The organism is Demequina sediminis (assembly GCF_039545075.1).
GTDB classification, from domain to species: domain Bacteria; phylum Actinomycetota; class Actinomycetes; order Actinomycetales; family Demequinaceae; genus Demequina; species Demequina sediminis.
In genome coordinates this window covers 148,082-170,472 of the sequence record NZ_BAABRR010000007.1, presented here as the reverse complement: position 1 = coordinate 170,472, position 22,391 = coordinate 148,082, and the positions used below count along the sequence as shown (strand labels likewise).

Here is a 22,391-nt window from a genome sequence, read left to right as displayed (position 1 = left end):
TTTCATTTTCAACCAAAGGAATCCAAACACCAACCCCCTTACAAGAGGCTGATGCCGGAGTAATTTGGCATCGACATGTGGCACACTGTTGAGTTCTCAAGTTTCGGACGCGCACCGCCTCAATCCTTTTCAGGACCTCGCTCGGGGCAACCCTTCTAACTTACTCTCTCGTCAACCTCTTGTCAACTCGCCTCATCGGCGTGTCTCGGTTTCGGAGAGCCTCCACACTACACCTGTTTGTCCGCTTCAGCGAACGCTCATCGGTGGGCGTGGAGGGTGGTCTCGCGCCGGTTTCCATCTGGACCCCGTCGCGGCGACCTGGAATAACTTACACAGGTTCCGAGCCGTTGTCCAACCGGATCGGGCAGTTTCTGCCGATAACTTGGTCACTCCTGGTGGGTGGGCTCAAGATCGCAGGTACCGTCCCGGATGGGCCGTGGCGGCGCCTCCTATACGCCCCGCGAGGCCCCCACCAACCAGTCCAGGAGGGCCTCGGCGCGCGTGAGGACCGAGATGTGTCCGTCCTCCGGGAACACCCGGACGTCGGCGCCGGGAACGCTGCGCCCGAGCCACTCCCCGTGCGTGTACGGGACCACCCGGTCCTTCCCTCCATGGGCAATGAGCACCGGCGTCCGCCCGGCATCGGCCGCATCGAAGCCCCACTCGCGCACATAGGCGAGGTCATCGTCGACCATTCCGTCGGGCCCGTGCTCAAGCGCGGCTTTCACCACCCCGTCGAACCACTGCCACGGACCGGCCAGTGCCGCATGGTCCTCCGGCGTGAATCCCTCGGGATCCCACTCCTGCTCGAGCTGGAGGACCAATGCCGCCGGCCCTGCGGCGGCCGCCTCCAGTTCCGCGCGCCCGCCTGCGGCCATGCCTCCGAACCAGTCGAGGTCGTGCGCATCGAAGGGAGCGAGTCCCGCGATCGCCGCGCATGCCGTGACGCGCTCACCGAGGAGCGCGGCGCACGCGAGCGCGTGCGGCCCACCCCCCGAGTGCCCCGCCACCGCAAAGGTGTCCAGACCGAGTGCGTCGGCGACGGCTTCGACGTCCTCAACCACGTCGGCCACCGTCCGGCCCTCGCGCCGCGTGGATCCGCCGTAGCCGGGGCGATCAAGAGAGACCCAGCGGATCCCACGGTCCGTCGCGGGCTTCATCAGGGGCCCGGGAGGTTGGCCGATATTGGGCGTGCCGTGATTCCAGAACAGCACCAGTCCCGCGTCGCGAGGTCCGTCCTCGTACCACCGCACGGTCCGACCGTCGGGGCGCGTGATCTCTCCGGTTCGCGACATGAGCCGAGACTATCCGGCGGGACTCCCACCCCACGGTTGAGCCGCCCGCTGCGTCTTGGGCGGTGGAAGGATGATCCGCGATACAAGGGGGCACGGTGAGCCGGTGGTCACACACGCTCGATGCGCTGGTGCGCGAGCGAGGCAGGGCGCTGTACGGATACGCCTTCGTACTGACCGGTGACGCCCACGCCGCCGATGACCTCCTCCAGGACGCCCTCGTGCGCTCCTTCAGGTCCGGGCGCGGTCCCGAGGACGTCGACGCCGCACATGCGTACGTGAAGCGGGCCATGCAGACCGCGTTCATCGACGCTCACCGACGCGCCGAGGCCCGCCCCCGACGCGACCACCGCGACGCCGACCGGGTCGTGCCCGACCCTGCCACCGCATCGGTCACCCGCGACGCTCTCCACGACGCCGTCCTGTCGCTGCCTCCTCGGCAGCGCGCGTGCCTCGTCATGCGGTACGTCGACGGCCTCTCGTCGCCGGCGATCGGGAACGAGCTAGGAATCTCTGCGGCGACCGTGCGCGGCTACCTCGCCTCCGCGGTCGAGACGCTGCGCCGCACACACGGCGACTTTGGCCTGGACGCGACGGACGCCGTCGAGGGCGGACACGACCACGTTTTCATTCTGACGACGGGAGGCACGCGATGAGCCGGGAACTCATGGAGTCGCTGGGGAGACAGGCCGATGCCGGGGGTGCGCTCTTCGACGATCGCGCCAGTGCGGTGGTCGAGCCCGCGCGCGCGCGGGTGCGGCGGACTCGCCGCCTCCGCGCCGCGGGCGCCGCGGGTGCGGCGGCACTGGTGGTAGCCGCCGGCGTCGTGGGTGCGACGATGCTGGCCGGCGGTGAATCGCCCCTCGCGCCTGCGGGGACGCGCGGCGACGCGCTCATGGCCGAGGACGTGCTTGCCTTGTCACGGGCAGCCGTGGGCCCCGAGTCGACCGGACCGGGACAGGAGATTGCGCACTGCGTGGTCGACCCGCGCGACAACCCGTGGAGCGCGCAGGCACAGGCCGCGTTCATGACCCTGGCCATGGACTGTGGCCGCGCCTTCGCTGGAGACGCACCACTGGTGGAGATGACCACGACGTCCCTCGCGAGCGACGGCAACGGTGTGATGGTCGAGTGGGAGGTCCGCAACGCGTCCGATCAACCGCTGCGCCTCGATCCCGCGGGAAGCGCGGTGGCGGTGATGGTCGTGTCAGAGGACGTCGAGCTGACGCCGTGGGTGTCCGGCAACATCTACGTGGGTCCGCCGGTACGACACCCGGACAACACCCTGGGCGTGGTGCTCGAGTCCGGCTCGGCGCCGCTCACGCTGGCTCCCGGCGACACGCTCAGCGGCGCCGAGTACATTCCCACGGGACAGCAGGTCGAGGGGGTGCCGGACGCCGTCGCGATGATCGTGGCGGGTGAGCTCACGCCCTCGATCGCCGTGCAGCTGCGCGTGGCGCCCGCGGGAGAGCCGTCCACCTCCGAAGTGTTCCTCCACGTCGAGTCGGACGCGGTCGAGATCATCCACCGGGGAACGCTCGCGCGCACCGCCGAGGAGTTCGCTGCGGCCTCCGAGCCGCGCGTGCGCGACGGTGTGCGCGGCGGCACTCAGGCCGCGCTTGACTGCGCGGTGCCGCTCGGCGGAAATCCCCGTATCGCGGGCGTGGAGGACGAGCTGGCGTGGGTCGAATGCGATGCGCGCTGGCTGCTGACCGAGACGCCGCTCGTCACCCTCACTGAGTTCTCCACCTCCTACGACGCCTCCACGGGCCAGCTCACCGTGACATGGACGGCGCAAAACACCGCCGGCGAGCCTTTGCGGCTCGACACCGGTGGCGCGATGGTGACGGTCGAGACGCATCCCACCATTGCGCCACCCGACAACGAGATTGCCGAGTCGAGCACGCTCGGCACGGTGACCGCACAGACGCTGTGGCTCGACGAGGAACACAGGTCGGGCGTGATGAGGAGCACCTCCGCTCTCGAGACGGTCGAGCCGTGGCAGCTGTTCGCCGGGGAGGCCATCTTCGACTGGGATGTCACTGAAGGCGCCGTCGATCCGCGATTCGGGCTCCAGGTGAGGATCGCGCGGGAGGACGATGCCGCGGAGGTCCCGGGCTCGAGCGAGCTTCTGCTCGAGGTGCCGTGGGACGCGTGACTCCGGATGCCCGTCCCGCCTGTTCGATGGCACGATGAGGGGTACGGCAGAGGGGGCGGCGTGAAGGCGTGGGTAAGGGCGCTCGAGGAGCTGTCGCGCGACTGGGGGCACGAGCTCCTCAGGGACGCGCGCACTCTCACAGGCGATGACTCCGCCGCCGAGGCCGTGGTCGAGGCCGCGCTGGTCGCGGTGTTCTCACGGCAGGCTCCTCCGGCCACGATGGACGATGCGCGGGTCGCCATGAGTGCCGCGTTGCGTCACGCCGCGGTCCGCCGGGTGCCCGGCGACGCGCCGACCGACCCCGACGACCCCTTCGCGGTCCTCACACCGCGCGAGCGGGCGGTCCTCGCGATGCGTTACGTCGACGGCTGGGCGGTTCCCGTCATCGCCCGCGAGGCGGGCCTGCGCGAGGACGGCGTGCGGGACGCGCTCACGTCCGCGATCGCGCGGCTCGACGGGAGCGAGATGGCGTGGGAGCTCTCGGTGGAAGACGCGCTCCACGGCGGCTCGATCGCACACGAGGACACGAGCGTGGGGGACGCACGGTGAGCCGCGGCGTGGTTGATGCGCTGACGCGTGGGGCGGACCCCGCAGAGCCGCTCTCGCCCGACGTGGTGGTGAGGGCACGGTCCAGGATCGCGGCCGCGCGCCGCAGGCGTGCCTCGTGGTGGGCGGGCGGGAGCGTCGCGCTGCTGGCGATCGCCGCGGTCGCGGTCGGGACGTGGGCCGCGCCGCCGGTCGTTCCTGCGGCGGCAGCAACCCCCACCCCGAGCGAGACGGCGGATCCCCTCCCTGCCGTCCTTCACGCCGAAGACCTCATGGCGATGTCGGAGCCGCGCACGCGCGGCGTCGAGCCCGAGGGCCCGCGCCAGGCCGGGCTCGTGTGCAACCTCGACGACGTCCCTCCGGAGTCGGCGAGACCGGGAGCGACCGCGGGGACCCCCTGTGACGCCGTGTGGGTGGGTGAAGACATGCTCCTCCGGTTGGAGCCGGAGGCGACCACCGCGACCACCTACGTCGTCGGGGATGCCTCACAGGTCCGGGTCATGTGGGTGGTGCGCAACGCGGGAAGCATCCCCCTCCAGCTCGATCCCGCGGGAGCCGTGGCGTCACTGGTCGCGGACCCGGGCTCGGTCGCGACCTCGGGATCGCAGTCCGGATTGACCCAGGTGGCGAGCTCGTTGTGGCAGGACGATCACCACCGCAGCACCGTGCTGACTCGTGGCGCTGCCACGTCGGATTCCTCGCTCGACGACTCGTGGATCCTCCAGCCCGGCGAGTACGCGAGCGGCGAGGCGACATTCATCACCGAGCGGGACGACCCTGTGTCGCGCGTCATCGACGCCGCGACACGATTCACCATGCCCACCCTCTCCGTGCAGATTCCGGTGGTCCCGCTCGGGGCACCTGCCGGCAGCATGATCCTCCTGGAGGTCGAGAGCCAGCTCGTCACTGTCGACCCGGGCACGGCCGGCGACACGCTCGCCTCGATGGGCGTGCCGCGACGGCTCGGGGAGGAGCCCCGGGCGGATGCGCAGGCGGCGCTGCTGTGCGAGATCTCGGATGCGCTCGTCGAGGGCCGCACCCTCGCCATCGCGGGCGAGTTCTCCTCATACTCGGCAGAAGAGTCCTCCTGCACTCCCCTGTGGGTGCCTGGCCCGATCTTCGTGGATGGCGGGGGCCTCGACGTGGTCGGCGACGAACTCGCGACTCCCGACGCCACGTCCCAGCGGCTCGTGTGGACTGTCGAAAATCGGTCCACGTGGACCGTGCTCACCGAGAACTTCTCCCTGCTCGTGGAGGCAGCGCCAGCGAGCCCGCGTCCGGATGGCGACGTCTTGTCACGGCTGGGCGACACGGTGGTGACGGAGTCCAGCGCATGGATGGCAGACGGCAGACGCGCGGTGATGTTGTCGAGCCAGGCCTGGCGATTCGGAATGGAGCCCGGCTCCATGTTTGGCGCCGAGTCGACCCTCTTCCCCGGCATGCTGACGTCGACTGACGTGGTCGACGTCGACGAGCTCGTGGAGTCCCTCAATGGCGACGGCGCCGCCACGGCGCTCATCGAACTCCCCCTGCTCGGTACACCGACCCAGGTGCTCGTCCTTGAGGTACCCGTGAGCGCCGCAGTCGACGGCTAAGACCCGTTGAGTTCCGCGCGATGTTCGCGCCACGGCGGCAGGAACGTGTCCATCACGGACTGGAAGTCCGGTCCGTGGTTGCTCACGAGGAGATGGGCGAGCTCGTGCACCACGACGTACTCCACGAGGTGCAGGTCCTTGCGGGCGAGCTCGACGCTGAAGGTGATCGAGCGGCGCAGCCGATTGCAGCTCCCCCATCGCGTGTGCATGACGCGCAATCGCCAGGTCGGAGTCGGCACCCCCATGCGTGGCACCCACTCGCGGACCAGCTCATCGATGAGGGGCCGCAACTCCCTCTTCAGCGCCTCCGCCTCCGCGCCGGGCGACAGCGGCGCCGGCCTCGCCACGGCATCGGCCCTGCGCGCCTCGATCCACGCGGCCTTGGACCTCACCCACGCATCGATGTCCGCCGTCGCCATGCGCAGCGGCGCGCTCACCCGCACCTCCCCCGTCCCCGGCTGAACGACCATGCGCACGTTCTTCATACGCTTGCGCGTGAGCGTGTACGGAGGAACCGGGCCTGACATGCGACCACTGTAGGCGCGGCCTCCGACACTCTTCGTCGTTATCCCCAACCCTGGAGACGCCGGCTGCGTACTACCCGGCATGAAACGGAGTTGCAGCGCATGAGCGCCTGGTCCCGACTGCTCGACACGCTGGTCCGCGAGCGCGGCCCCGCCCTGTTCGGCTACGCCTACGTGCTCACCGGAGACAAGGATCGCGCCGAGGATCTCCTGCAGGACGCGCTCGTGCGCACCTTCCGCAGCGGCAGGGCACTGGGCTCGCTCGACTCCGCTCACGCCTACGTCAAGCGTGCGATCACCACCGCCTTCATCGACAGCGGGCGCCGCGAGGCCGCGCGGCCCAAGAGGGACGGCGTCGACATCCTCGACCGGCCCGGAGTGGCCGTCTCCCCCGACCCGTCGGGCCGCGTGGACGATGCCGTGGACCTGCGGGCGGCCCTGCTGAGTCTGGCGCCGCGCGAGCGGGCGTGCGTCGTGCTGCGCTACCTCGAGGACCTGCCGGTCGCTCACGTGGCGTCCACGCTCGGTCTCGCGGAGGGCACGGTCAAGAGGTACCTCTCGGATGGGGTCGCACGCCTGCGTGCCGCCGCGCCGGGAGTCGAATTCACGGAGGTCGAGACGGTCGGCGTCCACACCCACTCAGGAGGTTCACGATGAGTTCGGCACACGACACCCTTGCCGCCCTGCGCGACGCCGGGGCCCGCGACTTCGCGGGCACCTCTCTCGCGCTCGACCTCACTCCGGTGCGCCGCCGCGTGCGCCGCCACCGCGTGGTGCGCACGGCCGTCACCTCGATCGCGGGAGTCGCCGTGGTGGGCGCCGGCGCGTACGGGGTCAAGCTGTGGGATCCGACGTTCGGGGCGACCCTTGCCCCCGCCTCGAGCGCCCCGGCGGAGGACACTCCCGCGCCCTCGCCGAGTGCTTCTCCCAGCGAGAGCACTGTCCCGCTCGGCTTGACGGCCTCCGACATCGTGGTGGAGGGCGAACGCGTCGAGGCCACGATCGACCGGCTGGCGACGACGCACGGTGTCACGGTGGAGCGTGCCCGCGAGGCGCTCGTGGCCGCGCTTCCCCCTGAAGCGGGCGGCGAGCCGGAGGGCTGGGTGTCGCCGGGCGACTACCCGATCGGCGCCACCGTCGAGGAGACCGCCCACCTGCTGGTGAACATCCAACTCCAGAACCTGCAGTCGATGGGCGTCGCGTCCGAGGACAGGCAGGCGACGCTGACCGTGGCGTCCATCTTGGTCAAGGAGTCGGGCAACGCGCAGGAGTGGCCCGCGCTGTCGCGCATGATCGCGAACCGTCTCGACGCAGGCATGCGCCTCGAGCTCGAGTCACCGCTGGTCTACATCACCGGCGCCGACGAGCAGACGGTCACCGACGACGGCTTCGCCCTCGACTCGCCGTTCAACACCTTCATGTACGAGGGGCTACCGCCGACCCCGATCGCTGCCGTGGACCTTGGAGCGGTCGACGCCGCGGCTCATCCCTCGGAGGGCGACCAGCTCTACTTCGTCCGCAACGCGGACGGCGCGCTGCTCTTCGCGGACACCTTCCACGACTTCCAGCTCCTCCTGGTCGACCAGGGCCAGCTCGCTCCGGAGGACGTCCTGCCGGAGTAGCCGGCCCAGAAGCAACTCAGCGCCGCTACTCGGCGTCGCCCTCGGCGGTCTCCTCCGCCGGGGGCGCGTCGAGCACCCGGCGCATCCACCCGTGGGCGTCTTCGCCGCGTCCATACTGGAGGTCGGTGAGACGGGCGAGCACGGCATCGGCCACGCTTCCTCCCTCCCCTGCCCCGCGTACCGTGACGTCGAGATCGTCCGACACGAGCCGGGCGATGGGCGTGACCACAGCGGCGGTGCCGCATGCGAAGAGCTCGAGGATCTCCCCCGACTCGATGCCCTCGACCAGCTCGGTGAGGGCGATGTCGCGCTCCTCGACCGCGCGGCCCTCGTCCCTCAGCAGCGTGAGGATCGAGTCACGGGTGACACCGGGGAGGATCGTGCCGGTGAGGCGCGGGGTGAGGATGCTGCCGTCGGCGCGCACCGCGACGAGGTTCATGCCGCCGAGTTCCTCGACGTACGTGTCCTCGCGCGCATCAAGGAACAGCACCTGTTGGCATCCATGCGCCTTGGCCTCGGCCTGCGGGAGCATGCTCGCGGCGTAGTTGCCCGCGGTCTTAGTGTCGCCGGTGCCACCCGCATTCGCGCGGTGGTAGCCGCGGGATACCCAGATGGATACTCCACCCGGGGCGGCCATGTAGGCACCCACGGGAGAGGCCGTCACGATGAAGTCGACCTCCGCGGCAGGCTGCACCAGCAGGCTGGCCTCGGTCGCGATGACGAGGGGTCGCAGGTAGAGGCTCGATCCCGGCGTGCCGGGAACCCAGGCATGGTCCGCCGCGATGAGGGCCTCGAGGGCCGCGAGGAAGTCCTCCTCGCTCACCTCGGGAAGCGCCATGCGACGACACGATGCCGCGAGCCTCGCGGCGTTGGCCTCGGGGCGGAACAGCCACACCGAGCCGTCCTCGTGCCGGTACGCCTTCAGTCCCTCGAAGGCCTGCTGCGCGTAGTGCAGCACGGCGGCACCGGGGTGCAGGGGCAGGGGGGCCAGGGGGACGATGCGTCGATCGGCCCAGCCGTGCCCGTCGCGCCACGTGGCGCGGGCCATGTGGTCGGTGAAGACCTTCCCGAAGACGGGATCCTCCATCGCGATCCACCGCTCCTCGTCCGTGGCGGGACGGCGGTTGGGGATGACGGTGAACGGGGTGGGCGTCTGCGTCTCCATGCGCCGAGCCTAGTCCCGGCGGGCGATGACGAGGCGCGTGGCGATCTCACCGATCTCGCTGACCGTTCCGTCGGCGACCGCCCACACGAGTGCGAAGGCCTGGTCCTGAGACAACTCGACGCGATAGCCGTTGAAGCCCACGAAGACGGTCGCCGCGAGCCAACCGAGACGCTTGTTGCCATCGACCAAGGCATGGTTCTTGACGAGCGAGTGAAGGAGGGCCGCGGCCTTCTCCTCGAGCGTCACGTAGGCGTCGCGTCCGAAGACTGTGGTCGCAGGCCTCGCCAGCGCAGACTCGAGAAGACCCGGCTCGCGGACGGGACCAATCCCGGCGAGGGCGACGATGTCGAGAAGGTCGTTGAGGTCGAGGTACCGCGTCATGATTCGCTAAGCGGACCCGAGTCGGGCGAGCGTCTCGCTCCAGTCGTGCAATGCCTCGCGTGTCAAGGTGTGCACCTCTCGCGCCCGATCGACGCGTTCCGCCCGTTCGAGCACTGCTCGCCGAATCACCTCCTGTCGCGACAGCCCCTCCTCCTTGACGAGAAGGTCCAGGGCCGCCTCAAGGGCGGAGTCGGTACGCAACGTGAGTGCCATACACGCCACGGTATCACCGCGGTATCACGCGGTCGAGGGTCGGGAGCGCGCTAGAGCCGGGTGCGCCCCGGCTTGGCCGCGGGACCCTGCGGCGCCGTCTCGGGTGCCGCGGGTGCGGGCTCGTCGACCGGAGCGGGGAGCTCGGCCACCTCGGCAAGCGAGATCCCGTGGTCGATGCGCGCCCAGTTGCGCAGGAAGTCGGCCGCCATGGCATCGGCGACCTCCCTCTCGATGGCCGCCGCGGCGCGGCGACCTCCCCCGCCTTCGTGTCGGGACGTGGCGAGACGCGTCTCCGCGGACAGGCGCAGGTCCCGCACGGTCCACCAGTGATCGACGAACGCGTCGCGAGCGTCGTGGAGGAGCTGCTGGGCGCGGCGATAGCGGATGATGTCGGCCACCACCGCGGGATCACCCATCATCGCGGCATGCGCCTCGGCATTGTCGATGCGCGGAATCGCGTCGGCCGGCGTGGGGTCCTTCTGAATCGCCTGCTTCGCGAGCTTGAGCACCAGCTTGTGCTCGAGCGTCTGCGGCGCCGCCGCCATCGCATGTTCGAGCCGCAGGTCGAGCGCACGCCCGCGCACCGCGAGGTCCTCGAGCGCACGATCCATCTCGCGCACCATGTCGATCGCCGGCAGCGCGGCCATCTGGCGCCGCGTCCCGCCCTGCAGCCGTGCAGCCTGCTCGCGCAGGGCGTTGGCGAACTCGGCGGGCGGCACCAAGGAGGTGGGGTCCTTCGCGATCCCCGCAATGAGCAGCTCATGCGCCGCCGACACCGCGACGGGCGCCTCGCGCGTGAAGCGCCGCCGCGCGTGGCGGCGCTCCTCGACGCGTCGGGACAGGTCGAGGTAGCCACCCACGGACGCACCCGTGACCACGGCGATGATCAGGCCGGGGACCAGCAGCGACCAGTCGATAGACATGGCACGACCCTAGGCCTTCGCCGGCGCCCCCACCAAGGACGGAAGGCGCAGAGTCGTCCTATGCGACGACCGGCACTCCCAGCGAGTCCAGCAGTCCCACCACACGCGTGCGAATCTCGTCGCGAATGGGACGCACGGACTCGATGCCCTGACCCGCGGGGTCCTCGAGCTTCCAGTCCTCGTAGCGCTTGCCGGGGTAGTACGGGCACGCGTCACCGCAGCCCATGGTGATGACCACGTCGGAGGCCTGGACGGCCTCGGGCGTGAGCACCTTGGGCTTCTCCGCGCGGATGTCGATGCCCTCCTCGAGCATCGCCTCGACAGCGACGGGGTTGATCTGGTCCGCGGGCATCGAGCCGGCCGAGCGGACCTCGACGGCACCGCCGGAGAGGTGGCGCAGGTAGCCCGCGGCCATCTGGGAGCGGCCCGCGTTGTGCACGCACACGAAGAGCGCGGAGGGGGTGGAGGCGGTGGTGTCGGTCATGAAGGTGTCCTGTCTACGGTCGGGTGGCGGGCAAGGAGAGATCGGGAAGGAGTTGGCGTAGCAGTTCGCGGACGCGACCGTCGATGTCGTCGACGATCGCCGCGACACCGGCCTCCGAGGCCAGCGCGGGGTCGCCCACCTGCCAGTCCTCGTAGCGCTTGCCCGGATAGATCGGGCAGACGTCGCCACAACCCATGGTGATGACCACGTCGGACGCACGCACGGCATCGTCCGTCAGGGGCTTGGGGAAGGCGGCCTCGCCGGCGTCCAGCGCGTCGAGGTGCGGGCGCACCGCGTCGTGGACGCTGGCCGCGGGCGCGGATCCGGCGGAGCGCACCACGACCTTGTCACCCGCGTAGCGGTGCAGAAGAGCGGCGGCGATCTGCGAACGGCCGGCGTTCTGCACGCACACGAAGAGCACCTGCGGCGGATGACCCTCAGGCGAGGCGGCGCGCCTCAGATCCTCAAGGCGCTGGCGCGCGAAGTGGCGCGTCAAGGGGACCAGGTGTTGGCGGATGGTCGCGCGGCGCGCGAGCGACGTGTAGCTATCCCGCACGATCCTCTCGGCCGCCGGCGCACCGAGTTCGGGGAAGCGCTCCGCGAGGTCGCGGATCACGGCATCGAGGGCGCGGTCGACGTGCTCGAGCTCGCCCTGCTCGTGGACCACGTGGCGCGTCGCGCTCGCGGGCACCAGGGTCTCGAGCAGCGCGCGGACGGTCGGGACGTACGGCTCCGCGACCCGGTAGTAGACCCACGTCCCGCGTCGCTCGGACGTGACGAGCCCCACGTCCTTGAGGGTCTTGAGGTGGTGAGAGACGGTCGGCCCGGTGACCTCGGCAAGCTCGGTGAGGTCGCAGACGCAGGCCTCGCCCGTGGGTGCCGAGGCGATGAGGGCCACCATCCGCAGCCGCAGCGGGTCCGCGACCGCCTTGAGTACCGTCGCGGCGCGACCCGCGATGTCCGGCGCGATCGTGTGCGCCTCCAGATGCATCGAGACGCAGCCCTCGTGGGCCGGGTGCGGTTCCGAAACGGCGGCGGTGGCGGTCATGTCAGGCTCCGATGGAGAGGGGTGGGGAGGTGTCAAGGGACGATGCCGCGGCCGGGTGTTCCCGACCGTCGAGGTAGTGCTGGGCGTCGAGGGCGGCGGCGCAGCCCGAGCCGGCGGCGGTGATGGCCTGGCGGTAACGGTTGTCGACCAGGTCACCACACGCGAACACACCCTCCACGTTGGTCGCGGTGGTCCGCCCGATCACCTGGACGTAGCCCTCGCTGTCGGTGTCGACCTGTCCCTTGACCAGCTCGGAGCGAGGATCGTGACCGATCGCGACAAACAATCCCGTCGCGGCCAGCGTCGACTCCTCACCACTCACACGGTTACGGATCCGCACACCCTCGAGCTTCACGTCACCATCCAGACCCGTGACCTCGGAGTTCCACACGAACTCAATCTTCGGATCCGCCGCAGCACGATCCGCCATGATCTTCGACGCCCGCAACTCATCCCTGCGATGCACCAGATACACCTTGGACGCGAACCGCGTCAGGAACGTCGCCTCCTCCACCGCGGAGTCCCCACCACCGACGACCACGACCGTCTGGTCACGGAAGAAGAACCCATCACACGTGGCACACCACGACACACCCTTACCACTGAGACGCTTCTCATCATCCAGACCGAGCTCCTTATACGCCGACCCCGTCGCGAGAACCACCGCGGCAGCCGTGTACTCACCCGACATGCCCGTCACCACACGCTTCACATCACCGACAAGATCAAGCTCCGTCACATCATCAAAGAGCACCTCGGCACCAAAACGCTCCGCCTGAGCCTGCAACGTCTCCATCAACTCAGGACCCTGCACACCCTCCACAAACCCAGGAAAGTTCTCCACCTCGGTCGTGTTCATCAACGCCCCACCAGCCGTCACCGACCCCGCCACCACCAACGGCGCCAACCCCGCACGCGCCGCATAAATAGCCGCCGTATACCCGGCAGGACCAGAACCGACAATGATGAGCTGACGCTGATTCGACATGTCTCTATTTAGACGCAGGTCACAGCAGAAGGCAACCCTTGTCACCCACTGTTCACCCGCATCGGCCGAATCCTGGCTCCCGCCTAGTGCGAGGCAAGCAACTCCCGCACGTGCGCGGCGGTGGGGACGCGACCGGCGACCACCACCTGCTCGTCGACCACGAGGCCGGGCGTGCGCATGATGCCGTAGGCCGCGATCTCGCCGTCGTCGGTGACCTTCTCGACGGTCGCCTCGAGACCAAGCGCGTCGAGCGCCTCGCGGGTGACCTGCTCAAGGCGGGTGCAGTTGGCGCATCCGGGGCCGAGAATCTTGATGTGCATGGCAGTGCTCCTTGCGTGTCAGAGGATGGCGTTGAACAGGTAGCCGACGGCGATGATGCTCGCGCCCGTGATGGCGATGAACACCGCGATGAGCCGGGGCTTGAGGACCCGGCGTAGCAGGACCATCTCGGGCAGGCTGAGCGCGACCACGGCCATCATGAACGCGAGCAGCGTGCCCATCGGCAGGCCCTTGGCGACCAGCGCGTCGAGCAGCGGCAGGACTCCCGCGGCATTCGAGTACAGCGGAATGCCGATTCCAACGGCGACGAGCACGCCGAAGGGGTTGTCGGCGCCGGCGTGCTCCGCGAAGAAGTCCTCGGGCACCCAGCCGTGGATGAACGCGCCGATCCCGATGCCGACCAGCAGGTAGGGCCAGATTCGGCGCAGGATCGCGCCCGCCTCCTCGACGCCCATGCGCAGACGGTCGTCCCACGGGAGGCCCAGGGCGGGGTCGATCGCTTGGCCGCGCAGGTGCGTCTCGAAGACGAACGACTCGACATAGCGCTCCATTTTCAGGCGCCCGATGATGAAGCCCGCGACCGTCGCGATGGTCAGCCCGGCGGCCACGTACAGGGCGGTGGGGCCGAACCCGAAGAGGCCTAGGAGGAGCGCGATCGCGACCTCGTTGACCAGCGGGCTCGCGATGAGAAAGCTCATGGTGACGCCGAGCGGCACCCCGGCGGACACGAAACCGATGAACGCGGGCACCGCCGAGCACGAACAAAACGGCGTGACGACCCCGAGTCCGGCGGCGGCCACATTGCCGACGCCCTCGCGCTTGCCCCCCAGGAGTCGGCGCGTGCGCTCGACGCTCATGAAGGAGCGCAGCACGGTGACCAGGAAGATGATCCCGGTGAGCAACAGAGCGATCTTGACGGTGTCGTAGAGGAAGAAGTGGACCGCGCCGCCCACGCGCGAGTCGAGGTCGAGTCCCAGCCAGTCACCCAGGACCAGGTCCCACCAGGGCTTGTTGACCGAGTACAGCGCCCACCAGGCGAGGGCGACCACGGCGACGATGCTCCAGCGGCGCAGCGCTCGGCGCGCCGTGGTGCGGGGTGCGGCGGGCGCGCCACCTGACCGCCCATCTGACGGCGGGGCGGGGCGTTCCGCGGGCGCGGTCATGGCCGGCTCGCGAGCGCGAGGGTCCGCAGCGGGGCGGGCAGGGCGTCGTGCAGACGGGAGAGCGCGTCAGGGGTGAGGGAGTAGTCGATCCAGCGGCCGCGTCGCGTGCCCTCGATGAGTCCGGCCTCGCGCAGCACCTTGAGGTGATAGCTGAGGAGGTTGCCCGGCACGGCGGGCTCGGTGACCAGGTCGCACACGCACGACGAACGGTCCGCGAGCTGCGCGATGAGCTGGAGGCGAATCGGGTCCGCGATCGCACCCAACAGCGCCGCGTCGGCCGCGTACTGTTCAAGAACCTTTGAACCAATCACAATTGAAGTGTCTCGCCGCACCGAGGCGCTCCGGTGGGACCTCGGTCCCGTGCGACTGCCGGCCTGTTTGACTGCGGGCGCGCGCCGTCGATCTGGGAGGATGCGCGCATGCCCGTGACCGCCGCCGTGCTCGAGCGCCACCAGGTAGCGGTCTACGCGGCCGCACTCGCGGCGGGAGCGACCGTGGGCCTCGCGGCACCCTCCTCCGCCGACGCCGCGGGCACCCTCGCCACCCCAGTGCTGGCGCTCACGCTGTTCGCGACATTCCTCGGCGTGCCCCTGGGACGCCTGGGCGACGCCGCACGCGACCGACGTTTCCTTGGTGCGGTGCTCGCAGTGAACTTCGGGGTGGCGCCCTTGGTCGCCTTTGGCCTGTCTCGCCTGGTGGTGGACGATCACGCGGTGCTGGTGGGCGTGCTCCTGGTCCTGCTCACTCCGTGCATCGACTACGTGATCGTGTTCACGGACCTCGCCGGGGGTGCGCGTGAGCGGCTCCTTGCCGCCACTCCCCTGCTGCTGGTCATCCAGATGGCCCTTCTTCCCGCGTACCTGTGGCTCATGGCGGGCCCCGAGGTGGCCGCCCCCGTCGAGCCGGAGCCCTTCATCGAGGCGCTCGTGTGGCTGATAGCCGTGCCGCTCGCGGCCGCGGCGGTGGTGCAGCGCGCTTCGCGCTCGGGGCGGGCACGCGTGGCCCGGGTCGGGCACGGGGTCGCGCGCTCGGGGGCCGATGCCATGGTTCCCCTGATGGCTCTCACCCTCGGCCTGGTCGTGGCGTCGCAGATCGCGGGCGTGGCACGCGATCTCGCGGCGCTCGTTCCCGCGGCGATGGTGTTCGTTGCCTTCGCAGGCGCGATGGTCGCGATGGGCGCCGCGGCGGGGCGCGTCGCGGGACTCGACGTGGCGGGTCGGCGCGCGCTGACGTTCTCCGGCGTGACCCGGAACTCGCTCGTCGTGCTGCCGCTCGCCCTCGCGCTCGGCCCGGGCTTCGAGCTCACCCCCGTGGTGGTGGTGACACAGACGCTCATGGAGCTCGCGGTGCTCGTCGCGCTGGTGCGGCTGGTGCCGCGGCTCATCGCCACTTGATCACGACAGCGCCGCCGGCACCGGACCCAGCAACGGCAGCGCGGTGTCCTGCTGCTCCCATGGCCACGGGCCCCACAGGTCGGGAGACGGATACACGAGTTGAAGGGCACGCACGGGCCGCACGCCGTGTTTGGCATGCGTGTTCGCCGCAAGGAGGTGGCCGCCGGAGTCGTCGACATCGACGAGTGCCATGCGCACGCCGATGTCGTTGAGGCCATCCACCACAGCTCCGGCCACCAGCTCTACCTCGCCGCTTGTCGCACGGCGGGCCAACTCGTTAAGGATGCCCAGCGAGTCGGGGTACGGGATCCCGAACACGATCACTTCTGGGAGCCCGCGCCGCTCGAGACCCACGGTGTAGGCGTACGGGGGCGATTCGCCGTCAGCCATCACCGCCTGCACCGCCCACCCGTGCCGGGCGATGAGGTGCTCGAGGTGGCCATAGCCACCGGGACCGTCCATGCGCGCCATGCCGCCGCCTCCCGTCGTGATGCGATCAGGCTCGCATCGGGGCGCGGCCCCTCAGGCGCGCCGACGTGAATCTGTGGAGAGCGCCGGCGCCGTGCCGAGTTGGGGGCATCGACTGCCCATCGAGCTAGCGTCCGGGCGCTCCCCAGGTCCAGCGCCACAGGGGCGTCACGGACCACGCGTCCTCACGATGGGAGCGCCACTTGATCATGCCGCGACCACCCTGCGCCGACCCACTCGGCGTTGCTGCTCGTTCGCGGCGAGGACGACTGCCGGCACGAGGTCGATGGCAACCAAGATCGCGCTGCGGAACACGGGCATGACGCGAGCGTCCCAGTGCGCCATTCACCCTGCAAGCCCCCCATTATGGGGGCACTGCTCACGCGCTCGGGTCGAAGCTCACAATCGTCGCAAAGTCCGGCCAGGTGTCCCGCCTAGGCTCGACGACCGTGACATCCTGCAGCCCGCGTTCTACGGTCCAGAGGTGCGAGCCCGCCTCCACGTGCAGACGGGGCAGGTCGCCCCGCTCGAGGTACGCCGTCGCCCCGGTGAGGGAGATGGCATCCCAATCCCCGGCATCGTCCCCGGTCGCGAGCGGGCCGGAGGCCGTGAGGATGTCGTAGAACGACGTGAGCACCACGCCATCCCCCTCGATCTCGCGGGTGACGCGGAAGCCGCCCTCGATCTCCGTGACTCGAATGCCCGGTTCGTCGACCACGAGGATTCCCTGCTCGGCGGCAGCGGCGCGCGCCGCGGAGTCATCGCCCGCGGGCGCGAACATGAGGAGGTACGCCACGACCGCGGCGGCGGCCACCGCCGCCATCGACACCCAGATCACCCACAGGCGCGGATGATTGCTCGCCGGCTCCGAGGTGTCACCGCCGGGCGTGAGCCCGCCGATCACCGGATCCTTCGTGGGCGTCGCGCCTTGGTGAGCCGCGGGATACACGCCTGGATACATACTGACCCCCCTGCTAATGGGGCAAACGCTACTCCTGAAGGGCGCGCCCCGCTACTGCTGCTGGACGCGCTCGACCGTGGGGAGGATCGCCTCGAGCTCGGCGCGAGTGGTGCGCTTGCCGTAGGCCGGCGTGTCGCGCTCGACGCGCCACGACTCCGCGAGGGGACCCACGTCCACGGCGTCGTAGCCCAGGCCATCGAGCAGGGCGATCACGTGCGCCTTGGCGGACTCATCGTCACCCGCGATGGGCAGCGCGCGGCGATCCGGAGTGCCGGCGGGCGAGCCATCGGTGGGGATCTGGGCCGCGTAGATGTTGTTGAAGGCCTTCACGACCTTCGCGCTCGGGACGAGGTCCTGCAGGAGCTCGGACGTGGTCTTCTCGTTGGTGTCGAGCGCCTCGATGCGGCCGTCACGCTGCGGGTAGTAGTTGTTGGCGTCGATGACGGTTTTGCCCGCGAGCGCGTCCACAGGCAGGCTCGCGATCTTGCCCAGCGGAATCGCGACCACCACGATGTCGCCGTCCGAGGCGGCCTGCGCCGCGTCGACGGCCTCGGCGCGCGAACCCAACTCGTGGATGAGCGCGGTGAGCGACTCGGGGCCACGCGAGTTCGAGACGAGGACGTCGTAGCCCTTGGCGATGGCCGCGCGAGCGACGTTCGAGCCGATGTGTCCGGCGCCGATGATTCCGATAGTGGTCATGGTGGGCGGAACCTCGCGAGGCGCGTGGGTATTCCTGTGAGGGTGCTCCTGCAGTGGTGTGGCGGAACGATGCGGTGGTTGCCTTGCGTGGATCTTGCTGGGAAGCTGCGGGAGTGATTCAGGACGGCGAGGCCACTCGCGCACGCATCTATGCCGATGTCATGGCAGCGAGCGGTGGCGGTCAAGCACCACTAGCGCGCGACTGGCTTCTCAACTACACGATCGACGGCGAGCGACTTCCCCTTGTCGATTCGCAAGGGCGGGGTATTCGAAACGTCGACGGCTGGGCTCACACACTGTCGATCACGCGCGTCGAGCGCGGGCGCTATCCGAACCGAGAGTCCGAACCAGGTCTCTGGACCTATCCATACTCAGTACGTCGAGACGGCACCATTGATCCGTCGAACAAGAAGCTGAGCCAATCGGTTCGCGATGGCGTCCCGGCGTTGTACTTCTACAAGCCAGTGAGGAACGTGTACCTCGCGATCGGGTCGGTCCTGCCGATCGACGACTTCGTGAACCGGCGCGAGTTTGTTGTGTCACTTCTGGATGGCGATCAACTCATAGGCGGATCGTCCTCGGTCATTGAACGCGCGTGGGCATCGACGGTCGTCGACCGCCGGCTCCACCAGCCACGCTTTCGCGCAATCGTCATGGCGGCCTACGAGTCCAGCTGTTCGATCTGCGGCCTGCCTGAGGCGACGCTCCTCGATGCCGCCCACATTCGCGGAGATAAGGACCCGAACGGTCAACCGGTTGTCGAGAACGGCCTCGCGCTGTGCTCGATCCACCACCGCGCGTACGACAACAAGTACGTCGGAATCGATGAGGACCTGCGCCTTCACGTGCGTCCAGACGTTCTTGAGGTCTCCGACGGTCCTGTGTGGGAGCACGCACTCCAGCGGCTTCCCGGGCAGACGCTCGCCGTCGTCCCCCGCCGACGCAACGACCGGCCCGATCCCTACCGGCTCGGGCTTACGTTCAAGGAGTTTCTCGACGCGGTTCCCAGGTAGTCTCGCTCGCCGTACTCCTGCCAGCCACACCTCGATCGCGCCGATTCGGCATTCCAGCCTCCTCGATCGAGTCGCCTGCGTCGTCCGAAATGGATACGTAGTGCGTCACCGGCAACTGTGCATCCTCGAGCCACCGCGGCACCACAGAGAACGCCGGAACGCCGCGGTGCAGAGGGGTCGGGATTGGGGCCGCTCTCGCCCGTGTACCCCGCGAGCGCGAGCACCACCGCCATCCCAATCGGCACCGCCACCCGTGGACTCACCCCGGCCTCGGCATCGTCCCTGGTGAGAGGCGCGGTTGCGCGCCGGCCAAGTGCGCGCGCGACCGGCGCACCGAGGCGCCTCTCCAGGAGGTGCGCCATGACCACGGCGGGCGCTCACTCGACGGCACCCCGCACGAGCGGTTCGCGGAACCTGCGCCTCGCGTGGTGGTCGCTCGTGCTCTACCCGGTCGCGTTTGTGGGAGCGTTCGTGGTGGGACAGGCCGTGCCCTGGTGGATGGGGTACGACGTCGCCACCACCGCGGCACCGCGGTGGGTGATGGGACTCGCACTCACCGCGGCGCTCGCCACGTTCGCGTGGCCGTTGCTCGTGACCGCACTGTTCAGCCGCCGCGCGGTCGCCGACTCTCAGCCGGGCGCACGCATGCCCGTCCTGGTCGGCGGCATCGTGGTGGGCGGATTCGCCCTCATCAACCTGTTCAGCGGGCTGATGATGCTGATCTTCGAGTGAGAGGCCGCGGCGCACTCGGGCGCAAGCTCAGCCGCAGTAGTCGCAGACCCCCGTGGCCGGAAGCTTGGTGAAGCACGTGCCGCACGCCGCGACCGGGCGGTCGAACTCGACGCGACGGCTCTGCGTGTAGCCGCCCGCGCGCGTGGGCGCGATCGGCAGGTCGACCCAGGCGCTCTTGCCGCCGCGCGGGTGAAGCGCCACGAAGCCGGCGCCGACGAACGCGAGGTCGGGGCCGCCGTCCTCCGCCTCGAGCCCGATGTGCGAGCGAGAGTTCGGGATGTAGGCGCGCGAGAACTTGACGGAGGCCACCGCCGCACGGATCGGCTCGAGGTTCTTGGCGGGCGGATCGAAGTCGGTCAACGCCGCCTCAAACGACTCGAAATAGGTGCGGGACTCGGACTCCAGGGCGGCGTTCATAGGGCCATCATCCGCTGTTTCGCGCGATTGCGCCCAGGACGAAAATGGCGCCCCTGGGGGCGAACGTGTGCATCGGCCGATGCCGGGCTGGCGTCGGCCCTAGTCTGACCCTATGGGGCGCCTCATCATCGAGCAGATTGTCACCGTCGACGGGTTCGCATCGGGCCTGGACGGGAACCTGGATTTCATGGACATGGCCACGGAATTCGACTCGACCGACCATGACCAGCTCGCGATGCTCGAGCACGTCGACGCGATCCTGCTCGGACGCAACACGTACGCGCTCTTCGAGGACTACTGGCCGGGACGCACCGTCGAGGACGACGCCGTCGCCGAGCCCATCAACCGCCTGCCCAAGCACGTGGTGTCGAACACGATGAGCCGCGCCCCGTGGGGACGCTACGACTCCGCGACCGTCGAGAACGGCGAGCCGCGCCTGACCGTGGCGCGGCTCAAGCGCCACTACTCAGGGGACATCGTCGTATGGGGTTCGCTCATGTTGTGCGGCGCCCTGCTCCAGGCCGAGCTCGTCGACCAGGTGCGCCTGCGCATCGTCCCCGTGCTGTTGGGCGAGGGCCGCACCGCAACCCCCGGCCTGCGCCACGCCCGCACTCTGCGTCACGTCGACACCCACACGTTCGACACCGGCCACGTCACGCTCGTCTACGACGTCCTGTAGCGGGCGGCGCGCCGCCGCGGCTCGCTCAGTAGCAGTAGTCGCAGCGGCCCGTCGCGGGCAGGTTGGTGAAGCACTCGGGGCACGTGGCGACCACCGGCTCGGCGTTCTTCGATGCCGCGGCAACCTCCGTCGCGACCTCCGCGAAGCCCTTGGCACGCAGCTGGTGCGACGGGAGCTCGACCCACGTGTTCTCGCCGTCGCGCGGGTGCAGCGCGATGTAGCCGTGCGAAATGTACGCGATCGCGGCGCCGCCGCCGCGCGGCTCCAGCGCGATGAAGGCGCGCGACTCGGGGATGTACACGTGCTCGAAGTCGAGGTCGCGGACCACCTCGACGATCTGATCGATGTTCTCGGCCGGGGGGCGGAAGTCCGCCAGCGCCGACTCGAAGGACCGGAAATAGGTACGGGGTTCGATGTCCATCGCAACAGTCACCGGAGCATCATTCCGTATCCGCGAGGCGTCCGAGGACACCCGAGGTCCCGGTCGGGTCGGCGCCGCGCGGGGCACGTTCGAGCGCCATGCGGGGACCGTGCGGGCGCCGCTGCTTCGATACATCAGGCGATGTACTATCGGTGTATGACGATCACCGTCGCTGCCCCACTCGAGGCGCTCACGCGCTTCGGACACGCCCTGTCCGACGGCACCCGCGCCAGGATCCTGCTCGCGTTGCGCGACGGGCCCTCCTACCCCGCGGACCTTGCCGAGCGGCTCGAGGTCTCGCGCCAGTCCATGTCGAATCACCTGCGCTGCCTGCGCGGATGCGGTCTGGTCGTGGCCGCTCCGGAGGGCCGACGCACCCGCTACGAACTCGCGGACTCGCGGCTGGGCCACGCCCTCGCCGATCTCGAACAGGTGGTGCTCGCGGTCGACCCCGCGCACTGCGATGCCACCGACGCAAGGAGCGCGCTCGCATGACCACTCACGCCCACCCGGTGATCTCGGCCGCCCGGCGCGCCACACTCTCGCGGCGCATCCGCATCCTCGTGAGCTTCACCATCGCCTACAACGTCGTCGAGGCGACGGTCGCACTTTGGGCGGGTGCCGCGGCGGGATCCAGCGCGCTCATCGGCTTCGGGCTCGACTCGGTCATCGAGGTGTCCTCGGCGGTGGCGGTGGCCTGGCAGTTCGCCGGACCGCGCCCCGAGGAGCGCGAGCGCATCGCGCTCAAGGTGATCGCGGCATCGTTCTTTGGGCTGGCCGCATTCGTCACGTTCGACGCCGTCACCGGCCTCGTCGAGGGCCACGCGCCCGAGCACTCCGGCGTCGGCATCGCGGTCGCCGTGGCGAGCCTGCTCATCATGCCCACGGTGTCGCTCATTCAGCGCCGCACGGGCCACGAGATGGGCTCGCACTCGGCGGTCGCGGACTCGAAGCAGACGCTGCTGTGCACGTACATGTCGGCCGCGCTCCTCGTGGGGCTGCTGGCGAACTCGGTGCTGGGCTGGTGGTGGGCGGACTACGCCGCCGCGCTCGTGATCGCGGGGCTCGCGGTGCGCGAGGGCATCGAGGCGTGGAACGGCGACTCGTGCTGCTCCGCCGAGGTCCTCTTCGAGCGCGACGGGGACTGAACCTCGACGGGCGCCCCGGCGACGGCACTTCTACAGCAAACCTTCATCCGGTAGGCGTCCTATCTTGACCCGCAATCT

General features: G+C 69.6%; 29 protein-coding genes. 12 read left to right on the top strand and 17 right to left on the bottom strand.

Annotated elements, in window-relative coordinates:
- Window positions 1-449 precede the first annotated feature (449 nt).
- Window positions 450-1,295, bottom strand: coding sequence for an alpha/beta fold hydrolase (locus ABEA62_RS08290; protein WP_345379563.1), 846 nt, complete (start codon window positions 1,293-1,295; stop codon window positions 450-452).
- A gap of 95 nt (window positions 1,296-1,390) precedes the next feature.
- Between ABEA62_RS08290 and ABEA62_RS08285 the strand changes: the two genes are divergently transcribed.
- The 4 genes from ABEA62_RS08285 to ABEA62_RS08270 are packed head-to-tail and all read left to right on the top strand — an operon-like array spanning window position 1,391 to window position 5,591.
- Window positions 1,391-1,948: an RNA polymerase sigma factor gene (locus ABEA62_RS08285; RefSeq protein WP_286215443.1), complete on the top strand. Its 558-nt coding sequence runs from the start codon at window positions 1,391-1,393 to the stop codon at window positions 1,946-1,948.
- On the top strand, window positions 1,945-3,450 hold the full coding sequence (locus tag ABEA62_RS08280) for a hypothetical protein (RefSeq protein ID WP_345379562.1): 1,506 nt from the start codon (window positions 1,945-1,947) through the stop codon (window positions 3,448-3,450). The genes ABEA62_RS08285 and ABEA62_RS08280 overlap by 4 nt, the downstream gene beginning before the upstream one ends.
- A 60-nt stretch (window positions 3,451-3,510) precedes the next feature.
- The gene (locus ABEA62_RS08275; protein ID WP_286215437.1) at window positions 3,511-3,999 is read left to right on the top strand and encodes a sigma-70 RNA polymerase sigma factor region 4 domain-containing protein; all 489 of its coding nucleotides are present in this window, start codon (window positions 3,511-3,513) and stop codon (window positions 3,997-3,999) included.
- 8 nt (window positions 4,000-4,007) lie between these two features.
- Window positions 4,008-5,591 (top strand): hypothetical protein, encoded by a 1,584-nt coding sequence (locus tag ABEA62_RS08270; protein WP_345379561.1) that lies wholly within the window; start codon window positions 4,008-4,010, stop codon window positions 5,589-5,591.
- Here the strand turns inward: ABEA62_RS08270 and ABEA62_RS08265 are convergent.
- Complete coding sequence (locus tag ABEA62_RS08265; protein ID WP_286215433.1) at window positions 5,588-6,118, bottom strand: M48 family metallopeptidase; 531 nt, start codon at window positions 6,116-6,118, stop codon at window positions 5,588-5,590. The genes ABEA62_RS08270 and ABEA62_RS08265 overlap by 4 nt on opposite strands.
- 99 nt (window positions 6,119-6,217) lie before the next feature.
- Between ABEA62_RS08265 and ABEA62_RS08260 the strand changes: the two genes are divergently transcribed.
- Complete coding sequence (locus ABEA62_RS08260; RefSeq protein ID WP_286215431.1) at window positions 6,218-6,772, top strand: RNA polymerase sigma factor; 555 nt, start codon at window positions 6,218-6,220, stop codon at window positions 6,770-6,772.
- The gene (locus ABEA62_RS08255) at window positions 6,769-7,737 is read left to right on the top strand and encodes an endolytic transglycosylase MltG (protein ID WP_286215429.1); all 969 of its coding nucleotides are present in this window, start codon (window positions 6,769-6,771) and stop codon (window positions 7,735-7,737) included. Before ABEA62_RS08260 ends, ABEA62_RS08255 begins: the two co-directional genes overlap by 4 nt.
- Before the next feature lie 25 nt (window positions 7,738-7,762).
- Here ABEA62_RS08255 and ABEA62_RS08250 read toward each other — a convergent pair whose 3' ends face one another.
- From ABEA62_RS08250 to ABEA62_RS08205, 10 genes are all read right to left on the bottom strand, one after another.
- Window positions 7,763-8,902 carry a branched-chain amino acid aminotransferase gene (locus tag ABEA62_RS08250; protein WP_286215428.1) on the bottom strand — a complete coding sequence of 380 codons (1,140 nt, stop codon included), beginning with the start codon at window positions 8,900-8,902 and terminating at the stop codon, window positions 7,763-7,765.
- A gap of 9 nt (window positions 8,903-8,911) precedes the next feature.
- Entirely contained in the window at window positions 8,912-9,283 is a 372-nt protein-coding gene (locus ABEA62_RS08245; RefSeq protein WP_286215427.1) for a type II toxin-antitoxin system death-on-curing family toxin, read from the bottom strand.
- A 6-nt stretch (window positions 9,284-9,289) separates the two neighbouring features.
- Entirely contained in the window at window positions 9,290-9,496 is a 207-nt protein-coding gene (locus ABEA62_RS08240) for a ribbon-helix-helix protein, CopG family (protein ID WP_345379560.1), read from the bottom strand.
- Between the two features lie 50 nt (window positions 9,497-9,546).
- Window positions 9,547-10,419, bottom strand: coding sequence for a hypothetical protein (locus ABEA62_RS08235; protein WP_345379558.1), 873 nt, complete (start codon window positions 10,417-10,419; stop codon window positions 9,547-9,549).
- Between the two features lie 58 nt (window positions 10,420-10,477).
- Entirely contained in the window at window positions 10,478-10,903 is a 426-nt protein-coding gene (locus ABEA62_RS08230) for an arsenate reductase ArsC (RefSeq protein WP_286215424.1), read from the bottom strand.
- Between the two features lie 13 nt (window positions 10,904-10,916).
- Window positions 10,917-11,951, bottom strand: coding sequence for a metalloregulator ArsR/SmtB family transcription factor (locus ABEA62_RS08225; protein WP_345379555.1), 1,035 nt, complete (start codon window positions 11,949-11,951; stop codon window positions 10,917-10,919).
- A 1-nt stretch (window position 11,952) separates the two neighbouring features.
- The gene (gene trxB / locus ABEA62_RS08220) at window positions 11,953-12,939 is read right to left on the bottom strand and encodes a thioredoxin-disulfide reductase (protein WP_286215423.1); all 987 of its coding nucleotides are present in this window, start codon (window positions 12,937-12,939) and stop codon (window positions 11,953-11,955) included.
- Window positions 12,940-13,022: 83 nt separating this feature from the next.
- Window positions 13,023-13,259 (bottom strand): thioredoxin family protein, encoded by a 237-nt coding sequence (locus ABEA62_RS08215; RefSeq protein WP_286215422.1) that lies wholly within the window; start codon window positions 13,257-13,259, stop codon window positions 13,023-13,025.
- Between the two features lie 18 nt (window positions 13,260-13,277).
- Window positions 13,278-14,381 carry a permease gene (locus tag ABEA62_RS08210; protein WP_286215421.1) on the bottom strand — a complete coding sequence of 368 codons (1,104 nt, stop codon included), beginning with the start codon at window positions 14,379-14,381 and terminating at the stop codon, window positions 13,278-13,280.
- Window positions 14,378-14,692 carry an ArsR/SmtB family transcription factor gene (locus ABEA62_RS08205; protein WP_286215420.1) on the bottom strand — a complete coding sequence of 105 codons (315 nt, stop codon included), beginning with the start codon at window positions 14,690-14,692 and terminating at the stop codon, window positions 14,378-14,380. The genes ABEA62_RS08210 and ABEA62_RS08205 overlap by 4 nt, the downstream gene beginning before the upstream one ends.
- Window positions 14,693-14,800: 108 nt before the next feature.
- Here ABEA62_RS08205 and ABEA62_RS08200 point away from each other — a divergent pair, with 108 nt between their 5' ends.
- On the top strand, window positions 14,801-15,775 hold the full coding sequence (locus ABEA62_RS08200) for an arsenic resistance protein (RefSeq protein WP_286215419.1): 975 nt from the start codon (window positions 14,801-14,803) through the stop codon (window positions 15,773-15,775).
- Here the strand turns inward: ABEA62_RS08200 and ABEA62_RS08195 are convergent, their stop codons facing one another.
- The 3 genes from ABEA62_RS08195 to ABEA62_RS08185 all read right to left on the bottom strand — a co-directional run bounded on the left by ABEA62_RS08195 (window position 15,776) and on the right by ABEA62_RS08185 (window position 17,957).
- On the bottom strand, window positions 15,776-16,246 hold the full coding sequence (locus ABEA62_RS08195) for a DUF4262 domain-containing protein (RefSeq protein WP_286215417.1): 471 nt from the start codon (window positions 16,244-16,246) through the stop codon (window positions 15,776-15,778).
- 376 nt (window positions 16,247-16,622) lie between these two features.
- On the bottom strand, window positions 16,623-17,204 hold the full coding sequence (locus tag ABEA62_RS08190; protein WP_345379551.1) for a hypothetical protein: 582 nt from the start codon (window positions 17,202-17,204) through the stop codon (window positions 16,623-16,625).
- A 51-nt stretch (window positions 17,205-17,255) separates the two neighbouring features.
- Window positions 17,256-17,957, bottom strand: coding sequence for an NADPH-dependent F420 reductase (locus tag ABEA62_RS08185; RefSeq protein ID WP_486304399.1), 702 nt, complete (start codon window positions 17,955-17,957; stop codon window positions 17,256-17,258).
- 59 nt (window positions 17,958-18,016) lie between these two features.
- Between ABEA62_RS08185 and ABEA62_RS08180 the strand changes: the two genes are divergently transcribed.
- Window positions 18,017-18,916 (top strand): HNH endonuclease, encoded by a 900-nt coding sequence (locus ABEA62_RS08180; RefSeq protein WP_286215414.1) that lies wholly within the window; start codon window positions 18,017-18,019, stop codon window positions 18,914-18,916.
- 360 nt (window positions 18,917-19,276) lie between these two features.
- Window positions 19,277-19,648, top strand: a complete 372-nt coding sequence (locus ABEA62_RS08175) for a hypothetical protein (RefSeq protein ID WP_286215413.1) — start codon at window positions 19,277-19,279, stop codon at window positions 19,646-19,648.
- A 27-nt stretch (window positions 19,649-19,675) separates the two neighbouring features.
- On the opposite strand, the gene ABEA62_RS08170 is transcribed toward ABEA62_RS08175, so the two are convergent.
- Complete coding sequence (locus tag ABEA62_RS08170; protein WP_286215412.1) at window positions 19,676-20,065, bottom strand: hypothetical protein; 390 nt, start codon at window positions 20,063-20,065, stop codon at window positions 19,676-19,678.
- 112 nt (window positions 20,066-20,177) lie between these two features.
- Here ABEA62_RS08170 and ABEA62_RS08165 point away from each other — a divergent pair, with 112 nt between their 5' ends.
- Window positions 20,178-20,744, top strand: a complete 567-nt coding sequence (locus ABEA62_RS08165) for a dihydrofolate reductase family protein (protein WP_345379547.1) — start codon at window positions 20,178-20,180, stop codon at window positions 20,742-20,744.
- A 25-nt stretch (window positions 20,745-20,769) separates the two neighbouring features.
- Here the strand turns inward: ABEA62_RS08165 and ABEA62_RS08160 are convergent, their stop codons facing one another.
- Window positions 20,770-21,165 carry a hypothetical protein gene (locus ABEA62_RS08160; protein WP_345379545.1) on the bottom strand — a complete coding sequence of 132 codons (396 nt, stop codon included), beginning with the start codon at window positions 21,163-21,165 and terminating at the stop codon, window positions 20,770-20,772.
- 156 nt (window positions 21,166-21,321) lie between these two features.
- On the opposite strand from ABEA62_RS08160, the gene ABEA62_RS08155 reads away from it, so the two are divergent.
- Together ABEA62_RS08155 and ABEA62_RS08150 are read left to right on the top strand one after the other, a co-directional pair.
- Window positions 21,322-21,660: an ArsR/SmtB family transcription factor gene (locus tag ABEA62_RS08155; RefSeq protein WP_286215410.1), complete on the top strand. Its 339-nt coding sequence runs from the start codon at window positions 21,322-21,324 to the stop codon at window positions 21,658-21,660.
- Window positions 21,657-22,313, top strand: a complete 657-nt coding sequence (locus ABEA62_RS08150; protein WP_286215409.1) for a cation efflux transmembrane domain-containing protein — start codon at window positions 21,657-21,659, stop codon at window positions 22,311-22,313. The genes ABEA62_RS08155 and ABEA62_RS08150 overlap by 4 nt, the downstream gene beginning before the upstream one ends.
- The last annotated feature ends 78 nt before the right edge of the window (window positions 22,314-22,391 follow it).

Coding starts and splice junctions, on each gene's coding strand:
- ABEA62_RS08190 (WP_345379551.1), bottom strand. CDS start 17,204: ATGTATCCAGGCGTGTATCCCGCGGCTCACCAAGGCGCGACGCCCACG.
- ABEA62_RS08290 (WP_345379563.1), bottom strand. CDS start 1,295: ATGTCGCGAACCGGAGAGATCACGCGCCCCGACGGTCGGACCGTGCGG.
- ABEA62_RS08160 (WP_345379545.1), bottom strand. CDS start 21,165: ATGGACATCGAACCCCGTACCTATTTCCGGTCCTTCGAGTCGGCGCTG.
- ABEA62_RS08230 (WP_286215424.1), bottom strand. CDS start 10,903: ATGACCGACACCACCGCCTCCACCCCCTCCGCGCTCTTCGTGTGCGTG.
- ABEA62_RS08265 (WP_286215433.1), bottom strand. CDS start 6,118: ATGTCAGGCCCGGTTCCTCCGTACACGCTCACGCGCAAGCGTATGAAG.
- ABEA62_RS08210 (WP_286215421.1), bottom strand. CDS start 14,381: ATGACCGCGCCCGCGGAACGCCCCGCCCCGCCGTCAGATGGGCGGTCA.
- ABEA62_RS08240 (WP_345379560.1), bottom strand. CDS start 9,496: ATGGCACTCACGTTGCGTACCGACTCCGCCCTTGAGGCGGCCCTGGAC.
- ABEA62_RS08250 (WP_286215428.1), bottom strand. CDS start 8,902: ATGGAGACGCAGACGCCCACCCCGTTCACCGTCATCCCCAACCGCCGT.
- ABEA62_RS08255 (WP_286215429.1), top strand. CDS start 6,769: ATGAGTTCGGCACACGACACCCTTGCCGCCCTGCGCGACGCCGGGGCC.
- ABEA62_RS08200 (WP_286215419.1), top strand. CDS start 14,801: ATGCCCGTGACCGCCGCCGTGCTCGAGCGCCACCAGGTAGCGGTCTAC.
- ABEA62_RS08155 (WP_286215410.1), top strand. CDS start 21,322: ATGACGATCACCGTCGCTGCCCCACTCGAGGCGCTCACGCGCTTCGGA.
- ABEA62_RS08260 (WP_286215431.1), top strand. CDS start 6,218: ATGAGCGCCTGGTCCCGACTGCTCGACACGCTGGTCCGCGAGCGCGGC.
- trxB (WP_286215423.1), bottom strand. CDS start 12,939: ATGTCGAATCAGCGTCAGCTCATCATTGTCGGTTCTGGTCCTGCCGGG.
- ABEA62_RS08170 (WP_286215412.1), bottom strand. CDS start 20,065: ATGAACGCCGCCCTGGAGTCCGAGTCCCGCACCTATTTCGAGTCGTTT.
- ABEA62_RS08165 (WP_345379547.1), top strand. CDS start 20,178: ATGGGGCGCCTCATCATCGAGCAGATTGTCACCGTCGACGGGTTCGCA.
- ABEA62_RS08245 (WP_286215427.1), bottom strand. CDS start 9,283: ATGACGCGGTACCTCGACCTCAACGACCTTCTCGACATCGTCGCCCTC.
- ABEA62_RS08150 (WP_286215409.1), top strand. CDS start 21,657: ATGACCACTCACGCCCACCCGGTGATCTCGGCCGCCCGGCGCGCCACA.
- ABEA62_RS08215 (WP_286215422.1), bottom strand. CDS start 13,259: ATGCACATCAAGATTCTCGGCCCCGGATGCGCCAACTGCACCCGCCTT.
- ABEA62_RS08225 (WP_345379555.1), bottom strand. CDS start 11,951: ATGACCGCCACCGCCGCCGTTTCGGAACCGCACCCGGCCCACGAGGGC.
- ABEA62_RS08195 (WP_286215417.1), bottom strand. CDS start 16,246: ATGGCGCGCATGGACGGTCCCGGTGGCTATGGCCACCTCGAGCACCTC.
- ABEA62_RS08235 (WP_345379558.1), bottom strand. CDS start 10,419: ATGTCTATCGACTGGTCGCTGCTGGTCCCCGGCCTGATCATCGCCGTG.
- ABEA62_RS08280 (WP_345379562.1), top strand. CDS start 1,945: ATGAGCCGGGAACTCATGGAGTCGCTGGGGAGACAGGCCGATGCCGGG.
- ABEA62_RS08175 (WP_286215413.1), top strand. CDS start 19,277: ATGACCACGGCGGGCGCTCACTCGACGGCACCCCGCACGAGCGGTTCG.